Raw genomic sequence first — 17,433 nt, 5'->3', positions numbered from 1 at the left:
ATGCTCCTCATTTATTCTTTATTTTTGATAGCCGGCATGCCAGCGCAGCAGGAATCGCTCTAAGGCCACGGCCAGAACATCGGCCAGTTTGCCGAGCAGGGCATACAATAAAATACCCACCAAAACCACGTCAGTTTGCAAAAATTCACGTGCATTCATGGTCATATAACCAATACCAGACTGGGCAGAAATAGTTTCGGCAACGATTAACAGTACCCAGACCAGACCCAGAGAAAAACGCAGGCCGACCAGAATCGACGGCATCGCACCCGGCAGAATAATTTCTCTATAAAGCTGCCAGCGAGTTAAACCATAGCTTTTTCCCATTTCGATCAGTTGCGGATCGACCGAACGAATCCCATGATAAGTATTGATATAAATTGGGAAAAATACCCCAATCGCCACTAAAAATAGCTTCGCGGATTCATCAATCCCGAACCATAAGATGACGAGAGGGATCAGTGCCAGTGCAGGAATATTGCGGATCATCTGTAAGGTAGTATCGAGCAGGGTAGAGGCGGTTTTGGATGAACCATTTAACAGACCCAGCAATAGGCCCAAACCACCACCCACCAGTAAGCCACTAATAGCACGCCCCGCACTGACTTGCACATGCGTCCACAGTTCACCGCTAAGCAATAAGTTCCAGAATGCCAAAATTACTGCACTTGGTGCAGGCAAAATCCGGCTTTCCAGCAGACCAGTGCCAGAGGCAATCTGCCAAATCGCAATCAAGAAAATTGGAACGAGCCAGGGCAGCAGATGCTGCCCCAGAATTGTTCCACGTGAAACCTGCTTTGGGGTCAGGGTTTCAACTGAAACGACTTTTGACATTAAGCAGACTCCTTAATTTTCTCAGCCTGCTTGTTCTCGTCCGGTATGTAGTTATTCGCCACGATTTCGCCAAATGGACCGGTCAAGTTCGGTTGTGTGAGCTTTTGCTGGGTTTCCAGTGGAAGCAATGGGAATACCAGTTCGGCAAAACGGATTGATTCTTCCAGATGCGGATAGCCTGAGAAAATAAAGGTACTGATCCCCAGATCGGCATATTCGTGAATACGTGCAGCAACGGTTTCCGGATCACCGACCAGTGCAGTTCCTGCACCACCACGAACCAGCCCTACGCCTGCCCACAGGTTCGGAGAAACTTCGAGTTTACTGCGGTCGCCATTGTGCAGTTCTGCCATACGGCGCTGACCGACCGAATCCATGGATTTGAACTTGGCTTGGGCCGCAGCGATGGTGGCATCATCCACATATTGAATCAGTTCTTCAGCCGCCGCCCAGGCCTGTTCATTGGTTTCACGTACGATCACATGTAAACGGATCCCGTAATTCAGTTCACGACCTTTTGCTGCGGCTTTGGCTTTTACTACTGCAATTTTCTCTTTGACTGCTACCGGTGGCTCGCCCCAGGTCAGGTAAGTGTCGACCTGATCCGTGGCCAGCTCAATGGCATCATCCGATGAGCCACCAAACCATAAAGGCGGATGCGGCTGCTGAATTGGTGGATACAGCAATTTTGCATCATCGACACTTAATCGTTCGCCATGGAAACTAAAGCTTTCCCCAGTATGTGAGCGTTTTAAAATTTCACGCCAGATGGTGGTGTATTCACTTGCCGTTTTATAACGGGTTTTGTGATCTTCATAGACGCCGTCACCTTTTAGTTCCTGTTCGTCACCGCCAGTCACCAGATTTAGCAGCACCCGGCCATTGGACAAACGGTCAAAGGTCGCCGCCATTCGTGCAGCTAGTGCCGGAGTCGTCACACCCGGACGCAGTGCCACCAGGAATTTTAATTTTTTGGTCGCGTCAATCAGGCTGGCTGCGGTTAACCATGGATCTTCACAAGAACGGCCGGTTGGAATCAGGACACCTTCATAACCAAGGTTATCTACCGCAACGGCAATCTGCTTCATATAGGCATGATCTACAACACGTGCGCCCTTGCTGGTGCCTAAGTAACGACTGTCGCCATGAGTGGGGATAAACCAGAAAATTTTCATGTGATATTCCTTAAATTAAATAATCTTGTTTGCTAATCAATGTGTGGCTGCTGGCGACCAGATATGTTTCTGGACGCTGATGGTTTTGGGAATCAGTTGAACCTGCTGGAAGATATCGGCAATATTTTGTTGGGCTTTGATCACTTCCGTAGTTAATGGTTGTACCGGCGAAGGTTTAAGACGACGCTCAAATGCAATCTTTGCCACTTCTGGTTTCAGACCGGTACTTTTCTGATAAATATCTAGAGCTACAGCCTGGTTTTTAAGAATCCACTGGTCAGATGCATTTAAAGCCTGGATAAACTTCCCGGGGCTATCCGGATGCTTCTGAATAAATTCGGGATTGCCGATATAAAAGGAGTAGGTTTGGGGGAAATCACTGGATTCAATCAGCACCTTAACCTGACTGTCGAACTCGGCTGCACCCAGAAAGGGATCCCAGATTGCCCAGGCATCAATGGCTTTTTTGTCAAAAGCAGCACGTGCATCCGCAGGGGGAAGCCAGACGGCTTGAATCTCTGACCAGCTTAAGCCGGCTTTTTCCAGGGTTTTGGCCAGAAGTTCATGGGCACTTGACCCTTTCTGAACCGCGATCCGTTTTCCTTTCAACTGTTGAATGTTTTGAATGGCACTGTCTTTCGGCACGACCACGGCCAAAGAATTTCCAGCCACTTTTTCAAAGGCTATATAGCTCAGGGCTTTATCTGCAGCCTGTGCAAAAATAGGCGGAGTATTCCCCACATAGCCATAATCAACTGCACCGACTGCCAGCGCTTCTAGCATTTGTGGGCCTGCCGGAAACTCTTTCCATTCAATTTTGGCATTGGGGAATTGTTGTTCTAACAGCTTTTCATCGCGTGCCACCAGCAGATTCAAGGCTGATTTCTGAAAGCCAATCGCAATGGTTTGTACCTGTTGTACTGCTTTGGTTTCTGCAGCAGCCGTTTGTTGTGGTTCCTGTTTCTGGCAGCCGGTCAGACTAAAGCTCAATAATGCTAAACTGATGTAAGAAACTGTTTTTAAATGACTCATCTTTATTCTCGAATTATTCTGCTGTTATTTAATAATTGCTGCATCGATATTCAGCTTTTGTGGAATCAGCTGCTGCGCATAAAAGGCATCTGCCACTTGTTGCTGTTTTTGAATCACGTCAGTGCTGAGAGGTTTAACGCCGAAGCCCATGCGTGAAATAGAGGTTTTCAAGACATCGACGGCCAGACCTGTCGGTTTTTGCAGTAACTGTGCGGCTGCATCCTGATTTTTTGCGACCCAGTCCGTGGTCAGGTTCAGTTCATTGACAACCGCCTGTACCACCTGAGGATGGCTTTCTGCGAACTTGCGATCTGCCAGATAGAACTGGTGGTTGCTCACCACATTTTCACCGCTGGCAATGACACGCGCACCAATCTGATGTTCAGCAGCTGCAAAAAACGGATCCCAGATCACCCAGGCATCGACTGCACCACGTTCAAATGCAGCACGTGCATCGGAAGGTGGTAAATAAATTACTTCGATATCATCAAGGCCAAGCTGGTTGGCTTCCAGAACTTTTAACAGTAAGTAATGCACATTTGAACCTTTGTTCAGGGCCACCCGTTTGCCTTTCAGATCCTGAATGGACTGGATCGGTGAATCTTTCGGTACAATTAAGGCTTCGGCTTTAGGCGCTTGCGGCTGATTGGCCACATAGACCAGATTTGAGTTGGCCGCCTGAGCAAAAATCGGCGGTGCTTCACCGGCTTCACCAAAAGAGACACTGCCAACATTCAGGCCCTCAAGCAGTTGCGGACCAGCAGGAAATTCTACCCATTTCACATTGATCCCTTGTTGCTTCAAGATGGTTTCTAGCGTGCCGCGTTCTTTTAAAACCGGTAATACGCCGTATTTTTGGAAACCGATATTCAGGGTAATGGTATCTTCTTTTTTCGAGCAGCCTGAAAGCATCATGACACCTGCCATCGCAGTACCAAGTACTGCAGTCTTTGCTAAAAACTGAACATGAGATTGGCGCATGAATCAAAACTCCCGAAAGTGAAAAACTAGTGAATGAAAACTTAGACACACGCTAATCGTTTTTGTTTTTTCAAAAAAATAACTATTCAGGAATTTCTAATGAAGAAAAAAGATAAATAAAAAAGCGCAAAACTTATGCAGAAAAGTGATTTATATAAAAATGAAGATTTAATATTTAAATTAACCAAATTGTTGAAATATATAATTATTTTTTTAACTCTAATCTGCTGATATGTTTAGTTAAAAACGAGTAATAGAATTTTAAAATTTAAATCGAGATTGCTAGATATCTTTATCTAAAATTAAGCTAAAGCACTGAAAGAAAAAGCCACTTTAAAGTGACTTTTTGCAAACAATTGAATTACGTTGATAATTATAAAAAGCCTGACGGGCATCCGGCAGGTCATCGACTGAAGCTGGTTCAAAGCCTTGTTCCAGAAACCAGTGTGCGGTACGGGTAGTTAAAATAAACAGTTGCTGAATCTGCATGCTTTTGGCTTTCTCTTCTAGATAATGCAGGATCTGGCTGCCCCGATTAGACTTGCGATAACTTGGATGTACCGCAACACAGGCAATTTCTGCAGAACGCAACTCATCACCCGTAGTCGGAATCGGATAGAGGGCGGCACAGGCCAGAATCATGCCGTCCCGTTCAATCACGGCAAACTGGTTGATTTCATTTTCCAGACGTTCACGCGAACGATAGACCAGAATACCTTCTTCTTCCAATGGACGCAGCAAACCGATCAGACCACCGACATCTTGAATATCGGCCATCCGTACTTCTTCATAATGCGCATCGGTGACCAAAGTGCCGGAACCATCACGGGTGAACAGCTCTTCCAGCAGAGCACCATCATAGGCATAAGAAATCAGATGCACCCGATGTACGCCGTTCATTGAGGCTTCCTGTGCGGCTTTTAACTGTAGTCCTCTTTCCAGTGCATCTTGCTCGAACGGAATAAAATCATCCAGTTGTTGCGGTGTCACTTCACGTTTGAGCTGGCCGTTACTGTCCATCAGACCATGCTGCTTACCGAGAAAAATCAGTTTATCTGCTTTGAGGCGAATCGCAGTTTTGGTAGCGACTTCTTCAGCCAGCAGATTAAAGACTTCTCCGGTGGTGGAATAACCGGTTGGGCCAAGCACCACAATATTATGACTGTCCAGATGGCGCTGAATCGCATCGGTATCAACCGCGCGCACTTCACCGGTCAACTGAAAATCGATACCGTCGCGAATGCCATACGGCTTGGCGGTGACAAAATTCCCTGAAACGGTATCAATCCGGGCGCCATACATCGGTGAGTTGGCCAGTCCCATAGACAGCAGTGCTTCAATTTGTAGGCGGATTGAGCCGACGGCATTCATCACACAGCTTAAAGATTCACGTGTGGTCACCCGACGCTGCTGGTGAAAAGGCGTTGTAATCTGGCTTTGAGCCAGATTCTGGTTAATTTGCGGACGTGCACCATGTACCAGAATCAGCCGAATGCCCAAAGAATGTAATAAGGCAATATCGTGAATAATATGCTGAAAGTTGTCATTTAATACGGCTTCACCATCAAACATGATTACAAAGGTTTTGTTACGGTGCGCATTGATATAAGGCGCAGAATGGCGAAACCAGTGCACATATTGTAATGTCGTGCTTTGTGACGTTTCTGCTGAAGTCATGCTGTGCCCATTTCAATGATTGAAGATCCAGCTTTGATTCTAATGAAAAAAAACGCAAGTGGAAGTGCAGATATAAAAAAACACCTGAAGGGGACTTCAGGTGTCTGCAAGACGAGCAGTAATGGAGAAAGGTTAGTTAATGATTCGTACAATTTTGTTGGTACGCTCATTGACCAGAACGTAGTCATTGTTGACCTTGTACCATTGCTGGAAACGGCCAGTATTTGGTAAACGGCGTGCTTCGCGATCACTGACTTCAAAACGGTTGTTGTCATATTGACGAGGTAGAGTTTGTCCTACGCGCCAGTCACGGCTTGGATTGACCATACGGTTGTTATGACGGCGGTCATCATTCCAGCGACGGTCGTCATTCCATTTCTTGCTATCTTTGGCATTCCAGTGTGGCACCGGTTTATGCGGATTATGGTCATAACGCGAGTCATACTGTGGTGCTGCCATTGCAGAAGTAGCTAACAAAGCACTTAGAGATAACGCGATTGTAGTTAAGACTTTTTTCATGGCTCTCACCTTAAGATGTATATCTAATTTCGATGAGACTAAATTAGCGAACAAGTACATAGAAAGCGTGAGGGCTATTTAGTTAAATTGTTAAATTCATGAAGAAATTTAGTAGATGAATCACGCAGTCTAATAACTGGAATAGCAGCAAGATTTTGGGTTAAAAATTTTCAGCCAGTGAAATAAAAAAGCCCAAACATCGTTGGGCCTTAAAGAAGATTAAATTTGAATGCACTTATAAACTAGTCACCCACGATCCGGATAATGCTGTTGTTTTCAGAATCCACCAGAATGTAGTCATTATTGACTTTATACCACTGCTGCTTGCGGTCAGGTCGAGGCAGGCGATGGTCTTTGTATTCAACTTTATAGCCATTGCCACGATAATGCTGCGGCATCACATAACCCGGCTGCCAGCGTAACTGTTGCAGGCGTTTCATCCCGCGTTCTTCACGCATACGGCGGTTATCCTGCTGCTCTTCCTCTCGGAACTCACGAGCTTTCTTCTTGTCATGACCATGACGCGAATCCATACGGGATTCATCATTGAAATGAGGGGCAGCGATGACGACATTGCTCAGCATGAATGTACTGCAAGAAATTGCCAGTGCCACCAAAACCTTTTTCATGTTGAACCCTCATTAAATTGTTCATCTTCTACAGCGCCTAATGTACGGAAAAATTGCAGAGAAACTGTGAAGAACAGGCACAATTTTTATAACAAATGCAGAGATATTATGATGATGTCATGTTTTTACATGACTTTAGGCGACGGCATCCATCCTAAAAAGTGACTTACCGAGCTATGTCCTTATCTCATCAAAGCAAGGGCCAACATGCAAGCAAAAATCGATGATTTAGCTCAAAAAAACAGCATTGAATCAGCAAGAAAAAAGTTCATGATTTAATGAAACGGTAAAGAATTTTGCCAGTTTATCTCGAGATTAATTCCATTGCTCTGCCAAACCTTGTAAGGACTGAATCGCTTCAGCCACTGATTCAGCTTGTAGGGCATCATCGAGTGCCACAATCAATGCTTCAGATAACTGCAACTGTTCAATTCGGTGAATTGTTTCAATTTTACGTTTTTGGTCAGCCATGCTGTGCTCCTGATTTGACCTATCTGTGGTTCAAGAAAGCATAGTCCAACTAGTTTAATTTGGAAAACCGTATAATTTTATAAATTTGATATGTAAAACCGATTTATTATTGTTTTTGCAGCACTTTAAGAAAAAAAAAGGGCACTTTATCGAAAAGTGCCCAAGATTATCCAATGACTTCACTTTTAATAAGCGTAGTTCAGGTCAGTATAATCGTTGAGTGATTTCTGCACATGCGTCTGAATAAAGGCACGTACATCCTCGGCCGTCATGGCTTTGCCCTGATTGCTGATGACATGTTCGATTTCTGGTTGCCCTTCAATCTTAATGCGATAAACAAAATGCTTGGCCAGACGATAACAATCGTCTAATTTTTCAATGCCAGTCACATAATAATACGCATGTTCAAAATTCAGATCCTGATGTGAAAATACAAATTGCTCGAACAATTTGAGTTTCTGAGCATTTTCGAGTGCTTTGATGTCATCCACGATACTGGCTTCAAACTTGGTGCCGTATTTTTCTGAAATGGGCTGTTGATCAATCAGCAGCGACACCATGCCATCGTCTAAATGGGTCACCGTAATATTGTTTAATTCAGTCATGATGCACTCGAGTGAAATATATTGGGGCTTAGTATGGTGTTATTTTAGTGAAACTCAATGCAAGCCGAGTGAAGTTAGTCAAGATTTATGCGCTGAATACGACTAAAAAAGAAATAAAAAGGGAGCGATTGCTCCCTGAATGATAGACAGAATGACTTAATCCTGTGCATCAATACTCTGGCCATTCATATGCAGGCTGTCGTTACCCATCAAATACAGATAAGCCGGCATGATTGAATCGGGGGTAGGCAAGGTTTTCGGATCTTCATTCGGATAGGCCTTGGCGCGCATAGCAGTTCGCGTTGCCCCGGGATTGATGCAGTTATAACGGATATTCGGGTGTACCTGTTCTTTGGCAAATAACTGGCTTACCGCTTCAATAGCGATCTTAGACACTGAATAGGCACCCCAGCGTTCGCGGGCTTCTCGGCCTACGCCTGAGCTGGCAAAAACCACTGAAGCATGTTCAGATTTGGATAACAGCGGCAGCAGCGCCTGGGTCATGACAAAGGGTGCACGCAGATTGACCGCCATCACATCATCCCAGACATTGACCGGATAATCCGCTAGGGGAACCCGTTCGCCTAAAATGCCGGCATTGTGCAGAATGCCGTCCAGACGACCAAACTGACGGTCTAGAGTATCGAGCAAAAGCTCATAATCACGTTCTGAAGCACTCGACAGTTGGAGCGGCAAGATGGCAGGTTGCGGCGCACCCAAACTTTCAATTTCATCATAAATGACTTCGAGTTTGTTTAAGGTACGCCCATGCAGCACCACAGTTGCGCCATGCAAGGCATAACTGATTGCTGCTGCACGTCCAATGCCATCGCCCGCACCTGTGATCAGGATGATACGATCCTTGAGCAGATCGGGGCGAGGTTGATATGCTGAATATTTCATTATCTACCTCCTCATTTCTTATTATTTAGTGTTAAGCGTTCAAGATACCGCAGTATGCTGCTTCAGTACCAGTGTCTGAATCAATTGATGTAATTCTGCCACAGTATGCACGATATGGTCGGCCTGCCAGGCGTTTAAATCGTCTTTGTATTGCAACGGCAAATAACCATAAGCAGCCAGAATGGTGGGCATCTGGGCATGACGGCCGGCATCAATATCTCGTGGATGATCTCCGACATAGATACAGTCTTCTGCGGCAAGATTCAGTTGCTTGGCTGCCAGATACATCGGTTCAGGATCGGGTTTGGTCCGAGTGACATCTTCCGGACATACCAGCACCGCACAGCGCTCGATCAGGTTCAGCGCTTGTAGTAAAGCCTCGCTGAGCCAGCGCGGTTTATTGGTCACAATCCCCCAAGGAATGTCATTTTCCTCTAGCTGTTCAAGTAATGGATACATGCCATCAAACAGATCGGTATCGACCGCAATATCTGCGCCATAGATGTCCAGAAAGCGCTGACGATGTTGCAGAAAGACCGGATCTTCCAGTTGCAGTTCCGGATAGACCAGTTTCACCATAGCGCGAGCGCCTTCGGAGACCTGAGTGCGAATCAGCTCGGGTTCAACCAGTGCACGGCCTTCTTCACGGCACATCTGCTGGATAATCCGGATAAAATCGGCAGCGGTATCAATCAGGGTACCATCGAGGTCAAATAAAACGGCTTTCATGCTGTGGTCTCTGCTGCGCTATCTTTCACGGTATAGACCATATAGTTCACATCAACATTCGGTGCCAGCCAATAACGCTTGGTCAGCGGATTATAGTGCAGACCGGTCATGTCTTTGAGCTTCAAACCCGCGTTACGAATGTCATGTGCCAGTTCGGATGGCTTGATAAATTTGCTGTAATCATGGGTGCCTTTGGCCAGCATGCGCAAGACATATTCTGCCCCGATAATGGCAAATAAATAGGATTTCGGATTGCGGTTAATGGTCGAGAAGAACACATGACCACCTGGCTTGACCAGCTTATGACAGGCCTGAATAATCGATGCCGGATCGGGTACGTGTTCTAGCATTTCCATGCAGGTCACGATGTCATATTGGCCAGCCTGTTCCTCTGCCAGTTGCTCTACGGGCACCTGACGATATTCAATATTGCTCACGCCTTCCTGTTCGGCATGGATGCGTGCCACATTCAGCGGGGCTGCACCCATATCAATCCCGAGTACATCGGCACCGCGACGCGCCATGCTTTCGGCCAGAATACCGCCGCCACAGCCGACATCCAGCACTTTTTTGCCACTCAGGCCACCGGCATGTTCATCAATCCAGTTTAAACGCAGTGGATTAATCATGTGCAAGGGGCGGAACTCGGAATGCTGATCCCACCATATAGCTGCAAATGCTTCAAACTTGGCAATTTCTTGTGGATCAACATTCAATTGCGACATCGGTGTCACCTCAATCAGTTGTGATTAGCTAAAAATATAGAGGCCAAATGGCCAGAGAAACTGATTTAACCTTGAAAATCAGTCCGATGCTTTAGTGTAGCGTTTCTGGCAGAAAAAGCGATAAAAGCAGCAAAAAAGTTCACAGAATGAAAACGAAATCGGCATAATTGATTTATAGTGAACCCATACACTAAACATAATGATTTAGAGGACGATAATCCGAATGAAAAAATTCCTTTTAGGCGCTGTTGCCGCATCTGTTTTGGCCTTTTCAGGCAATGCTATGGCCAATTTTGTGGCAGGTCAGGACTATCAGGTGGTTGCAAAACCAGTCAAAGTCGAAAAACCGGGCAGAATTGAGGTACGTGAATTCTTCTGGTACGGCTGTGGTCACTGTTTCGCGCTTGAACCCCATATGCAGGGCTGGTTGAAAAAATTACCAAAAGATGTACGTTTTGTACGTACGCCTGCTGCGATGAATCCACTCTGGGAGCAGGCAGCGCGTGCTTATTATGTGTCTGAAGCATTGGGCGTGCGTCAAAAAGCACATTTACAATTATTCCACGATATTCATGACAAGCAACGTCCAATTTTAGAACAGGCGCAATTGGCCAAGTTCTATACCCGCTATGGTATTTCTGAAGCGAAATTTAACAGTACCTATAAATCTTTCCCGATCACTTCGAAAATTGCCCAAGCCAAAAATCTGGCTGCTCAGTATCAGTTAAGTGGTGTTCCGGCAGTGACCGTGAATGGTAAATATATTGTGCAGGGTAATGATGCCAAAGTGATTCAGGTGGTGAATTACCTGATCGAAAAAGAGCGTAAAGCCAAATAAGTCTGAACTGAAGATCAGTAAGAAACCTGCATCATTTATGCAGGTTTTTTTATTTAGGCCGGAGGGGTGACCGCTTCATTGAGCACAGGGCCCACTGTTTCGGCAGGTCGCCGATACTAGTGCAAAATGCCACGCAGCAAAAGCTGCATCTGTAGCACACTTTGGGTTTTAAAGGCATTGGATTGAGCTCGGCGCAGCTCTGGATCAGCCTGATGTTGCAGATTAATCCAGCCCATGGCCCAGTTCAGGGACAGTTCAATCAGCATCTGTGCCAGAGCCTGCAAGTCCTGTGGCGCCTGAATATGTCGGGTGGATTGCATCTTGGCCAGTTCATGCATGACATCTTCAGCCAGAAAATGAATTTCCCGTTCAATGCCGGCACGTAATACGTCCGAGCCGCCCCAGCGCTCTGCAACAAAAAAAATCCAAGATTCAGGATGATATTCGACGGCCTGAAAAAAGAGTTCAAGCCCGGTGTGGGTTCGGGTATTCGGCTGATACAGATAGGCCTGTCCCAGTTGATTGAGTACACCCTTGATATGAATCGCAACCTGATCCAGCAATTCCAGACCCAGCTGGTTCATATCCTGAAAGTGCCGATAGAACGCCGTCGGTACCAGTCCGACTGCATTCGCAACTTCACGCAGACTAATCGTACTGAAAGCGCGGCCCTGACTGCTGAATGCCAGTGTCGCATCGAGTAATGCCTGATGACTTTGCTGCTTGCGATCTTCACGTAAGGACATAAATGGGTTTCCTATCAGCGGCTTCCCTTCTAGGGAGTTTTAGTCTAGCAAAAATTAAATTAAATCGTAGTGCCACAGATCGGCAGAATTCTGACATCTCGTAGCGAGCTGATGCATTGATTTTGTAAATCAATCCCCCGGCTGCCTAATCTTGGCAAAGGCTTCTGCTATACTGAGCCGCAATTATTTTGAACCCATACAGGACTTATTATGCGTATCGACCAACGAGCATTAGATCAATTACGTGAAGTGAAAATTACCCGTAACTATACACGTTATGCGGAAGGCTCTGTATTGGTTGAATTTGGTCATACCAAAGTACTGTGCACCGCCAGTGTGGATAGTTCTGTACCGCGTTTCCTCAAAGGTCAGGGTCAGGGCTGGGTGACTGCTGAATATGGCATGTTACCACGTTCAACCCATACCCGTAGCGACCGTGAAGCCGCACGTGGCAAACAGAGTGGCCGTACCCAGGAGATTCAGCGTCTGATTGGTCGTAGCCTGCGTTCAATGGTCGATCTGAAAAAACTGGGCGAAAATACCATTACTATCGATTGTGATGTGATTCAGGCTGATGGTGGCACCCGTACTGCAGCGATTACTGGTGCTGCGGTGGCTTTGGTCGATGCCATGAACGTATTGCTGGAAAGAAAAAAAATCAAACATGATCCATTAAAAGGTTTGGTGGCTGCAGTTTCTGTTGGTATTTTTAAAGATGAAGTGTTACTGGATCTTTGCTATGAAGAAGATTCAAACTGTCAAACCGATTTGAACGTGGTGATGACTCAGGCCGGTGAATTTATTGAAATTCAAGGTACTGCAGAAGACAAACCATTTACCCGTGCACAATCGAATGCCATGCTGGAAATGGCCGAGAAAGGCATTCAGGAACTGGTGAAAAAACAGCAAGAAGCTTTAGGCTGGTAATCTATTCCATGTTAATAAACGCATCTCCGGATGCGTTTTTTTTATGCCTGAAATTTCACTCTGCAACTATATTATTCAAAAAACTGCATTACAAAACTTCCTGACAAAAATCCGACATGAATCGGCTATATCTGAACCGGTTTTGCATCGATATTGGATCAGGCGAGATCACAACGAGGAATGCGACATGAAACAGTGGCTTTGTGCAATTTCATTGCTGGGCGTGTTTGGGTTAACTGCCTGTGACTGGGGTAATAATCGTGAAGATGAAGAGCGTTCAGTGTTAAATCAGGATCGTGATGAGGATAATGGAAGATATAACAACCGTGATGGTGACGATGATGACCGCGATCGCCGAGGTAATCGGGACGACGATGATGATTAAGGTCTAAAATAGAAAATTGAGCAAAATATACGCAAAAAAAATTTCTAAAAATAAAAAAAAGGGTGCTTCGCACCCTCTGCGGTCATCTATCCCATTTAAGCTTAAGCATTGAAACGCATCGACAGATCAATGGCTTTAACATCTTTGGTCAGTACACCCATGGAAATATAATCTACGCCCGTACTAGCGACTTCACGTAAATTATCAATGGTGATATTGCCTGAGGCTTCCAGTTTGCAGCGACCAGCCACATGTTGCACCGCTTCGATCATCTGCTGCTGAGTGAAATTATCCAGCATCACGATATCGGCATGGGCTTCGAGTGCCTGATTCAGCTCATCCCAGGTTTCAACTTCAACTTCGACAGGCTTACCCGGTGCAATCTGATGTGCCTTGGCAATCGCCTGGGCAATGCCACCCGCTGCCATAATATGATTTTCTTTAATCAAAAAGGCATCGAACAGGCCCAGACGATGGTTCTGACCACCGCCAATGGCCACGGCATATTTTTGTGCGATACGAAGGCCCGGAAGCGTTTTACGAGTATCTAATAATTTGGTGTTTAAACCTTGCAGCTCTTTGACATAGTGGGCGGTTTTAGTCGCAACCGCAGACAACGTCTGGACAAAGTTTAGCGCAGGGCGCTCCACGGTCAATAAACTACGCGCAGATCCCGCCAGTTTTAAAAATGCTTCATTGGCTTGAACGTGATCACCATCATTTTTCAGCCAGGTCATTTTAACGCTCGGATCATAGGCCTGAATCAAGGCATTTACCCAAGGCTGACCGGCCAAAACCATGTCTTCACGGCTAATGATGGTAGCAGTGGCTTGTTCATCTTCAGGGGTCAGTAGGGCAGTAATATCACCGTCACCGATATCTTCTGAAAGTGCCTGTTGAATATTGATCTGAATTGACTGGTCTAGTAAAGCCTGAGATATGCGCATGAGTATTTCCGTATCTTTTTTAAGCCGTGAAAATTGCGCCTTATCTTAGCACCGTTACATAAAAGATGAGCGATTTTTCATCCAGTTTGCCGGGATGAATTGAGATTTGTCCTTGAAAGTTTTAGCATGAAGCCGGCTGCAATGCTGATCTTGCAGATTTTATTTTTGGGAGAACGGTTTTATGCAACAGGCAGCTGAGTTTCAGGTCAAGGACGGGCAACTAATTGGTGCACGTCAAATCCCGTCTCCCAATTTTAATCAGCGGCCAGAACAGTCTGAGATTCAATTGCTGGTGATTCACAATATCAGCCTGCCACCTTCACAGTTTGGCGGCGGTTATATTGAACAGTTTTTTCAGAATCAGCTGGACTGGTCCGTACATCCTTATTTTCAAAAGATTAAAGGGATGCAGGTATCGACCCATTTGCTGATTTTAAGAACGGGTGAAGTACTGCAATTCGTTAACTTTAATGACCGTGCCTGGCATGCCGGCCGCTCGAACTATTTTGGCAAAAAAGAATGTAACGATTATTCGATCGGGATCGAGCTGGAAGGCAGTGATGACTTGCCTTTTGCAGTTGAACAATATCAGGCCTTGGTGAAAGTCACGGCCTGTCTGCAACAGCATTATTCTAAGATTCAGCAGCATATTGCCGGGCATTCGGATATTGCACCGGGCCGTAAGACCGATCCGGGACCGTATTTTAACTGGGCTGATTTTCGTACACAGTTACAGCATTATAAAAACACCTCAAGCTCGCTTGAGCGATGAAATTAAGCAATGAACTTCTGACAAAAGTTTCATTACAATAGCCACAAATTTATACATTAGGTGAATAGGATGGCGCTTTGGCGTTCGACCGTCATTGTCAGTGCGATGACCATGTTGTCACGCGTACTGGGATTGGTTCGAGATATTGTTTTACTGAATGTCTTTGGTGCTGGTAAAGACTTCGATACCTTCGTAGTCGCATTTCGTATTCCAAACTTTTTCAGGCGTTTATTTGCCGAAGGCGCATTTTCACAGGCGTTTATTCCAGTACTGACCGAATATAAAACCAGTCGCACGCATACCGAAGTCCAGATCTTGATTAGCCGGGTGTTTGGCTGTCTGGCGACGGTGATGACGACGCTGACCATGGTCGCGATCATTGCTGCGCCATTGATCATGTATGTCTATGCGCCCGGTTTCCATAGTGACCCTGAAAAGTTCGCCCTGGCGACCGACATGTTTCGCCTGACCATTCCTTATTTGCTGTTCATGTCACTGACGGCTTTTGCCAGCAGTATTCTGAACAGTTATGGCTCTTTCAGTACCCCGGCATTTGCACCGGTCTTGCTGAATGTGGCGATGATTGCCGGAGCGCTCTGGCTCACGCCTTATATGGCTGAGCCGATTATGGCACTGGGCTGGGCAGTAATCATTGCCGGTATTTTGCAGCTGGCCATCCAGATTCCTGAATTGTGGCGTAAAAACCTGCTGATTCCACCGAAAATTGACTTCAAGCATGAAGGCGTAGATCGCATCATGAAGTTGATGCTGCCGGCATTATTTGGTGTATCTGTCACGCAAATTAACCTGTTGCTGAATACCATCTGGGCTTCATTCATGCAGGATGGTTCGGTGTCCTGGCTGTATAGTGCCGAGCGTATGACCGAATTACCACTTGGGCTCATTGGTGTTGCAATTGGTACCGTGATTCTGCCATCTTTATCGGCACGGCATACCGAGCAAAATCCGGAAAAATTCCGTGGCATGATGGACTGGGCAGCTAAAGTCATTGTGATGGCTGGCCTACCCGCCAGTATTGCACTGTTTATGCTGTCGACCCCGATCATTCAAGCCCTGTTTGAACGTGGCCAGTTCACCTTTGAAGATACCCAGATGACCGCGCTGGCGCTGCAATGTATGAGCGGTGGTGTGATTGCCTTTATGTTGATTAAAGTCTTTGCACCCGGTTTTTATGCAAAGCAGGATACCAGAACCCCGGTGCGTGTCGGTCTGATGGCTGTGGCGGCCAATGCGATTCTTAACGTGATTTTTATCGGTTTCTTCAAGCTGATTGACTGGGAAGCAGAGCATATGGCCCTTGCGCTGGCATCGACGGGTTCAGCGATGGTTAATGCCGGTTTGCTTTATTATTATCTGCATAAGCGTGATATTTTCCGTTTTGGTTCGCACTGGAAAAAAATCTTCCTGCAATTCATGTTTGCAAATGTGGTGATGATTGCGGCTCTGGCCTATGCCCTGAGCTGGTATAATGCAGATGTATCGCAATGGATGCGTGTTTTAGAAGTATTGATCTTATGTGTTGTCGGTGTGGCGGCGTATGTTACAGCCTTGCTGGTGGCAGGTTTTAGACCACGTCATTTAAAACCTTAAGTTCATCTTGAAAGAAGTATTTTTGATCAAAATAGATCATTAAAACAGCCATAAAAAAACAAGAGCCAGAAGGCTCTTGTTTTTTGAAAGCTAACACTTGCTTTGAACAGGTCTAGCGTAAATCTAGACCTTGCCGCGCGAAAGAAAACCAACGATCGCAAGAATCACCGCAATTACCAACAAGATAATTGCAAAATCCTTAGACAAGCCTGCGACGCCACCGAAACCAAGTAGACTCGCAATTAATGCAATTACAGCAAAAATAATAGCCCAGCGAAACATATATATTCTCCATGTGTTTTTATTTTCAAATTTAGTATAGAAATAAACGATTCCAGCGACTGTTAGTGTTTTGTTGATGAACTGTCTATGATTTAACAATAGTTTACGTGATAGTAATAAGAATTTGAGGCGGTAGGTCTGCAGGGTTCTGGCTGCTATAATAAGCTGATTTTTGAATGTGCCGACCTGATCATGAGCGATACTTTACGTCCCGAATTCTGGAAAAACTATTCACTTGCTGAACTGACACAAGTCGAGTGGGAGGCCTTGTGTGATGGTTGCGGATTATGTTGTCTGATTAAACTGGAAGATGAAGATACCCAGGAAGTCGCATATACCAAAGTGGCCTGCAAATTACTGGATTGTAGCACTGCACGTTGCTCCAATTATCCAGATCGCCTGCAATATGTGCCGGACTGTATTCAGCTCACGCCAGAGAAGCTGGAAACGATTCACTGGTTGCCTTCAAGTTGTGCCTATCGCCGAGTAGAGCAAGGCCAAAGCCTGCCATCCTGGCATTATCTGATTAGCGGTTCACGGGAAAGTATGATTCAGGCACGCAAGTCGGCAGCAGGGCGCTGCCTGAGTGAAAGCGATATTCATGAAGATGACATCGAAGACTATATCGTACGCTGGGTTCGCTAA

21 protein-coding genes are annotated in these 17,433 nt (G+C 45.8%); 6 read left to right on the top strand and 15 right to left on the bottom strand.

Annotated features, from left to right (window positions below; genetic code table 11):
- Positions 1 to 18 precede the first annotated feature (18 nt).
- The 12 genes from ssuC to ubiG all read right to left on the bottom strand — a co-directional run bounded on the left by ssuC (position 19) and on the right by ubiG (position 10,280).
- Positions 19 to 834, bottom strand: a complete 816-nt coding sequence (gene ssuC / locus WAK81_RS12330) for an aliphatic sulfonate ABC transporter permease SsuC (protein ID WP_422197161.1) — start codon at positions 832 to 834, stop codon at positions 19 to 21.
- A complete protein-coding gene (gene ssuD / locus WAK81_RS12325) occupies positions 834 to 2,009 on the bottom strand; it encodes an FMNH2-dependent alkanesulfonate monooxygenase (RefSeq protein ID WP_422197159.1) in 1,176 nt (391 codons plus the stop codon). The genes ssuC and ssuD overlap by 1 nt, the downstream gene beginning before the upstream one ends.
- 36 nt (positions 2,010 to 2,045) lie before the next feature.
- On the bottom strand, positions 2,046 to 3,041 hold the full coding sequence (locus WAK81_RS12320) for an aliphatic sulfonate ABC transporter substrate-binding protein (RefSeq protein WP_422197157.1): 996 nt from the start codon (positions 3,039 to 3,041) through the stop codon (positions 2,046 to 2,048).
- 24 nt (positions 3,042 to 3,065) lie between these two features.
- Positions 3,066 to 4,022 carry a sulfonate ABC transporter substrate-binding protein gene (locus WAK81_RS12315; RefSeq protein WP_422197155.1) on the bottom strand — a complete coding sequence of 319 codons (957 nt, stop codon included), beginning with the start codon at positions 4,020 to 4,022 and terminating at the stop codon, positions 3,066 to 3,068.
- Between the two features lie 333 nt (positions 4,023 to 4,355).
- Positions 4,356 to 5,699, bottom strand: coding sequence for an amino-acid N-acetyltransferase (gene argA, locus WAK81_RS12310; RefSeq protein WP_422197153.1), 1,344 nt, complete (start codon positions 5,697 to 5,699; stop codon positions 4,356 to 4,358).
- Positions 5,700 to 5,831: 132 nt separating this feature from the next.
- Complete coding sequence (locus WAK81_RS12305; RefSeq protein ID WP_422197151.1) at positions 5,832 to 6,218, bottom strand: RcnB family protein; 387 nt, start codon at positions 6,216 to 6,218, stop codon at positions 5,832 to 5,834.
- A gap of 242 nt (positions 6,219 to 6,460) precedes the next feature.
- A complete protein-coding gene (locus tag WAK81_RS12300) occupies positions 6,461 to 6,847 on the bottom strand; it encodes an RcnB family protein (protein ID WP_422197149.1) in 387 nt (128 codons plus the stop codon).
- Positions 6,848 to 7,162: 315 nt separating this feature from the next.
- The gene (locus WAK81_RS12295) at positions 7,163 to 7,318 is read right to left on the bottom strand and encodes a hypothetical protein (protein WP_005105291.1); all 156 of its coding nucleotides are present in this window, start codon (positions 7,316 to 7,318) and stop codon (positions 7,163 to 7,165) included.
- 185 nt (positions 7,319 to 7,503) lie between these two features.
- A complete protein-coding gene (locus tag WAK81_RS12290) occupies positions 7,504 to 7,923 on the bottom strand; it encodes a hypothetical protein (protein ID WP_422197147.1) in 420 nt (139 codons plus the stop codon).
- Positions 7,924 to 8,079: 156 nt separating this feature from the next.
- Positions 8,080 to 8,826: a YciK family oxidoreductase gene (locus WAK81_RS12285; protein ID WP_005094903.1), complete on the bottom strand. Its 747-nt coding sequence runs from the start codon at positions 8,824 to 8,826 to the stop codon at positions 8,080 to 8,082.
- A gap of 39 nt (positions 8,827 to 8,865) precedes the next feature.
- The gene (locus WAK81_RS12280) at positions 8,866 to 9,555 is read right to left on the bottom strand and encodes an HAD family hydrolase (protein ID WP_422197145.1); all 690 of its coding nucleotides are present in this window, start codon (positions 9,553 to 9,555) and stop codon (positions 8,866 to 8,868) included.
- Positions 9,552 to 10,280, bottom strand: a complete 729-nt coding sequence (gene ubiG, locus WAK81_RS12275; RefSeq protein WP_005108199.1) for a bifunctional 2-polyprenyl-6-hydroxyphenol methylase/3-demethylubiquinol 3-O-methyltransferase UbiG — start codon at positions 10,278 to 10,280, stop codon at positions 9,552 to 9,554. The genes WAK81_RS12280 and ubiG overlap by 4 nt, the downstream gene beginning before the upstream one ends.
- 223 nt (positions 10,281 to 10,503) lie before the next feature.
- On the opposite strand from ubiG, the gene WAK81_RS12270 reads away from it, so the two are divergent.
- A complete protein-coding gene (locus WAK81_RS12270) occupies positions 10,504 to 11,118 on the top strand; it encodes a thiol:disulfide interchange protein DsbA/DsbL (RefSeq protein WP_005094908.1) in 615 nt (204 codons plus the stop codon).
- Between the two features lie 116 nt (positions 11,119 to 11,234).
- Here WAK81_RS12270 and WAK81_RS12265 read toward each other — a convergent pair whose 3' ends face one another.
- Complete coding sequence (locus WAK81_RS12265) at positions 11,235 to 11,864, bottom strand: TetR family transcriptional regulator (RefSeq protein WP_422197142.1); 630 nt, start codon at positions 11,862 to 11,864, stop codon at positions 11,235 to 11,237.
- Positions 11,865 to 12,074: 210 nt separating this feature from the next.
- Here WAK81_RS12265 and rph point away from each other — a divergent pair, with 210 nt between their 5' ends.
- On the top strand, positions 12,075 to 12,791 hold the full coding sequence (rph, locus tag WAK81_RS12260) for a ribonuclease PH (protein ID WP_004281238.1): 717 nt from the start codon (positions 12,075 to 12,077) through the stop codon (positions 12,789 to 12,791).
- A gap of 187 nt (positions 12,792 to 12,978) precedes the next feature.
- Entirely contained in the window at positions 12,979 to 13,176 is a 198-nt protein-coding gene (locus WAK81_RS12255; protein ID WP_422197140.1) for a hypothetical protein, read from the top strand.
- A gap of 101 nt (positions 13,177 to 13,277) precedes the next feature.
- Here the strand turns inward: WAK81_RS12255 and nadC are convergent, their stop codons facing one another.
- Positions 13,278 to 14,123 (bottom strand): carboxylating nicotinate-nucleotide diphosphorylase, encoded by an 846-nt coding sequence (gene nadC, locus WAK81_RS12250; RefSeq protein WP_422197138.1) that lies wholly within the window; start codon positions 14,121 to 14,123, stop codon positions 13,278 to 13,280.
- Between the two features lie 181 nt (positions 14,124 to 14,304).
- Between nadC and ampD the strand changes: the two genes are divergently transcribed.
- A complete protein-coding gene (gene ampD / locus WAK81_RS12245; RefSeq protein WP_422197135.1) occupies positions 14,305 to 14,895 on the top strand; it encodes a 1,6-anhydro-N-acetylmuramyl-L-alanine amidase AmpD in 591 nt (196 codons plus the stop codon).
- A gap of 60 nt (positions 14,896 to 14,955) precedes the next feature.
- Positions 14,956 to 16,506 (top strand): murein biosynthesis integral membrane protein MurJ, encoded by a 1,551-nt coding sequence (murJ, locus tag WAK81_RS12240; protein ID WP_422197133.1) that lies wholly within the window; start codon positions 14,956 to 14,958, stop codon positions 16,504 to 16,506.
- A gap of 123 nt (positions 16,507 to 16,629) precedes the next feature.
- Here the strand turns inward: murJ and WAK81_RS12235 are convergent, their stop codons facing one another.
- Entirely contained in the window at positions 16,630 to 16,788 is a 159-nt protein-coding gene (locus WAK81_RS12235; RefSeq protein WP_004647174.1) for a DUF1328 domain-containing protein, read from the bottom strand.
- 192 nt (positions 16,789 to 16,980) lie between these two features.
- Between WAK81_RS12235 and WAK81_RS12230 the strand changes: the two genes are divergently transcribed.
- Positions 16,981 to 17,433, top strand: coding sequence for a YcgN family cysteine cluster protein (locus WAK81_RS12230; protein WP_422197131.1), 453 nt, complete (start codon positions 16,981 to 16,983; stop codon positions 17,431 to 17,433).

The sequence above is a fragment of the Acinetobacter sp. genome, from assembly GCF_049284435.1.
Classification (GTDB): Bacteria; Pseudomonadota; Gammaproteobacteria; order Pseudomonadales; family Moraxellaceae; genus Acinetobacter.
This window is presented reverse-complemented; position numbering and strand designations above follow the sequence as displayed.

Coding starts and splice junctions, on each gene's coding strand:
- ssuC (WP_422197161.1), bottom strand. CDS start 834: ATGTCAAAAGTCGTTTCAGTTGAAACCCTGACCCCAAAGCAGGTTTCA.
- ssuD (WP_422197159.1), bottom strand. CDS start 2,009: ATGAAAATTTTCTGGTTTATCCCCACTCATGGCGACAGTCGTTACTTA.
- WAK81_RS12320 (WP_422197157.1), bottom strand. CDS start 3,041: ATGAGTCATTTAAAAACAGTTTCTTACATCAGTTTAGCATTATTGAGC.
- WAK81_RS12315 (WP_422197155.1), bottom strand. CDS start 4,022: ATGCGCCAATCTCATGTTCAGTTTTTAGCAAAGACTGCAGTACTTGGT.
- argA (WP_422197153.1), bottom strand. CDS start 5,699: ATGACTTCAGCAGAAACGTCACAAAGCACGACATTACAATATGTGCAC.
- WAK81_RS12305 (WP_422197151.1), bottom strand. CDS start 6,218: ATGAAAAAAGTCTTAACTACAATCGCGTTATCTCTAAGTGCTTTGTTA.
- WAK81_RS12300 (WP_422197149.1), bottom strand. CDS start 6,847: ATGAAAAAGGTTTTGGTGGCACTGGCAATTTCTTGCAGTACATTCATG.
- WAK81_RS12295 (WP_005105291.1), bottom strand. CDS start 7,318: ATGGCTGACCAAAAACGTAAAATTGAAACAATTCACCGAATTGAACAG.
- WAK81_RS12290 (WP_422197147.1), bottom strand. CDS start 7,923: ATGACTGAATTAAACAATATTACGGTGACCCATTTAGACGATGGCATG.
- WAK81_RS12285 (WP_005094903.1), bottom strand. CDS start 8,826: ATGAAATATTCAGCATATCAACCTCGCCCCGATCTGCTCAAGGATCGT.
- WAK81_RS12280 (WP_422197145.1), bottom strand. CDS start 9,555: ATGAAAGCCGTTTTATTTGACCTCGATGGTACCCTGATTGATACCGCT.
- ubiG (WP_005108199.1), bottom strand. CDS start 10,280: ATGTCGCAATTGAATGTTGATCCACAAGAAATTGCCAAGTTTGAAGCA.
- WAK81_RS12270 (WP_005094908.1), top strand. CDS start 10,504: ATGAAAAAATTCCTTTTAGGCGCTGTTGCCGCATCTGTTTTGGCCTTT.
- WAK81_RS12265 (WP_422197142.1), bottom strand. CDS start 11,864: ATGTCCTTACGTGAAGATCGCAAGCAGCAAAGTCATCAGGCATTACTC.
- rph (WP_004281238.1), top strand. CDS start 12,075: ATGCGTATCGACCAACGAGCATTAGATCAATTACGTGAAGTGAAAATT.
- WAK81_RS12255 (WP_422197140.1), top strand. CDS start 12,979: ATGAAACAGTGGCTTTGTGCAATTTCATTGCTGGGCGTGTTTGGGTTA.
- nadC (WP_422197138.1), bottom strand. CDS start 14,123: ATGCGCATATCTCAGGCTTTACTAGACCAGTCAATTCAGATCAATATT.
- ampD (WP_422197135.1), top strand. CDS start 14,305: ATGCAACAGGCAGCTGAGTTTCAGGTCAAGGACGGGCAACTAATTGGT.
- WAK81_RS12235 (WP_004647174.1), bottom strand. CDS start 16,788: ATGTTTCGCTGGGCTATTATTTTTGCTGTAATTGCATTAATTGCGAGT.
- WAK81_RS12230 (WP_422197131.1), top strand. CDS start 16,981: ATGAGCGATACTTTACGTCCCGAATTCTGGAAAAACTATTCACTTGCT.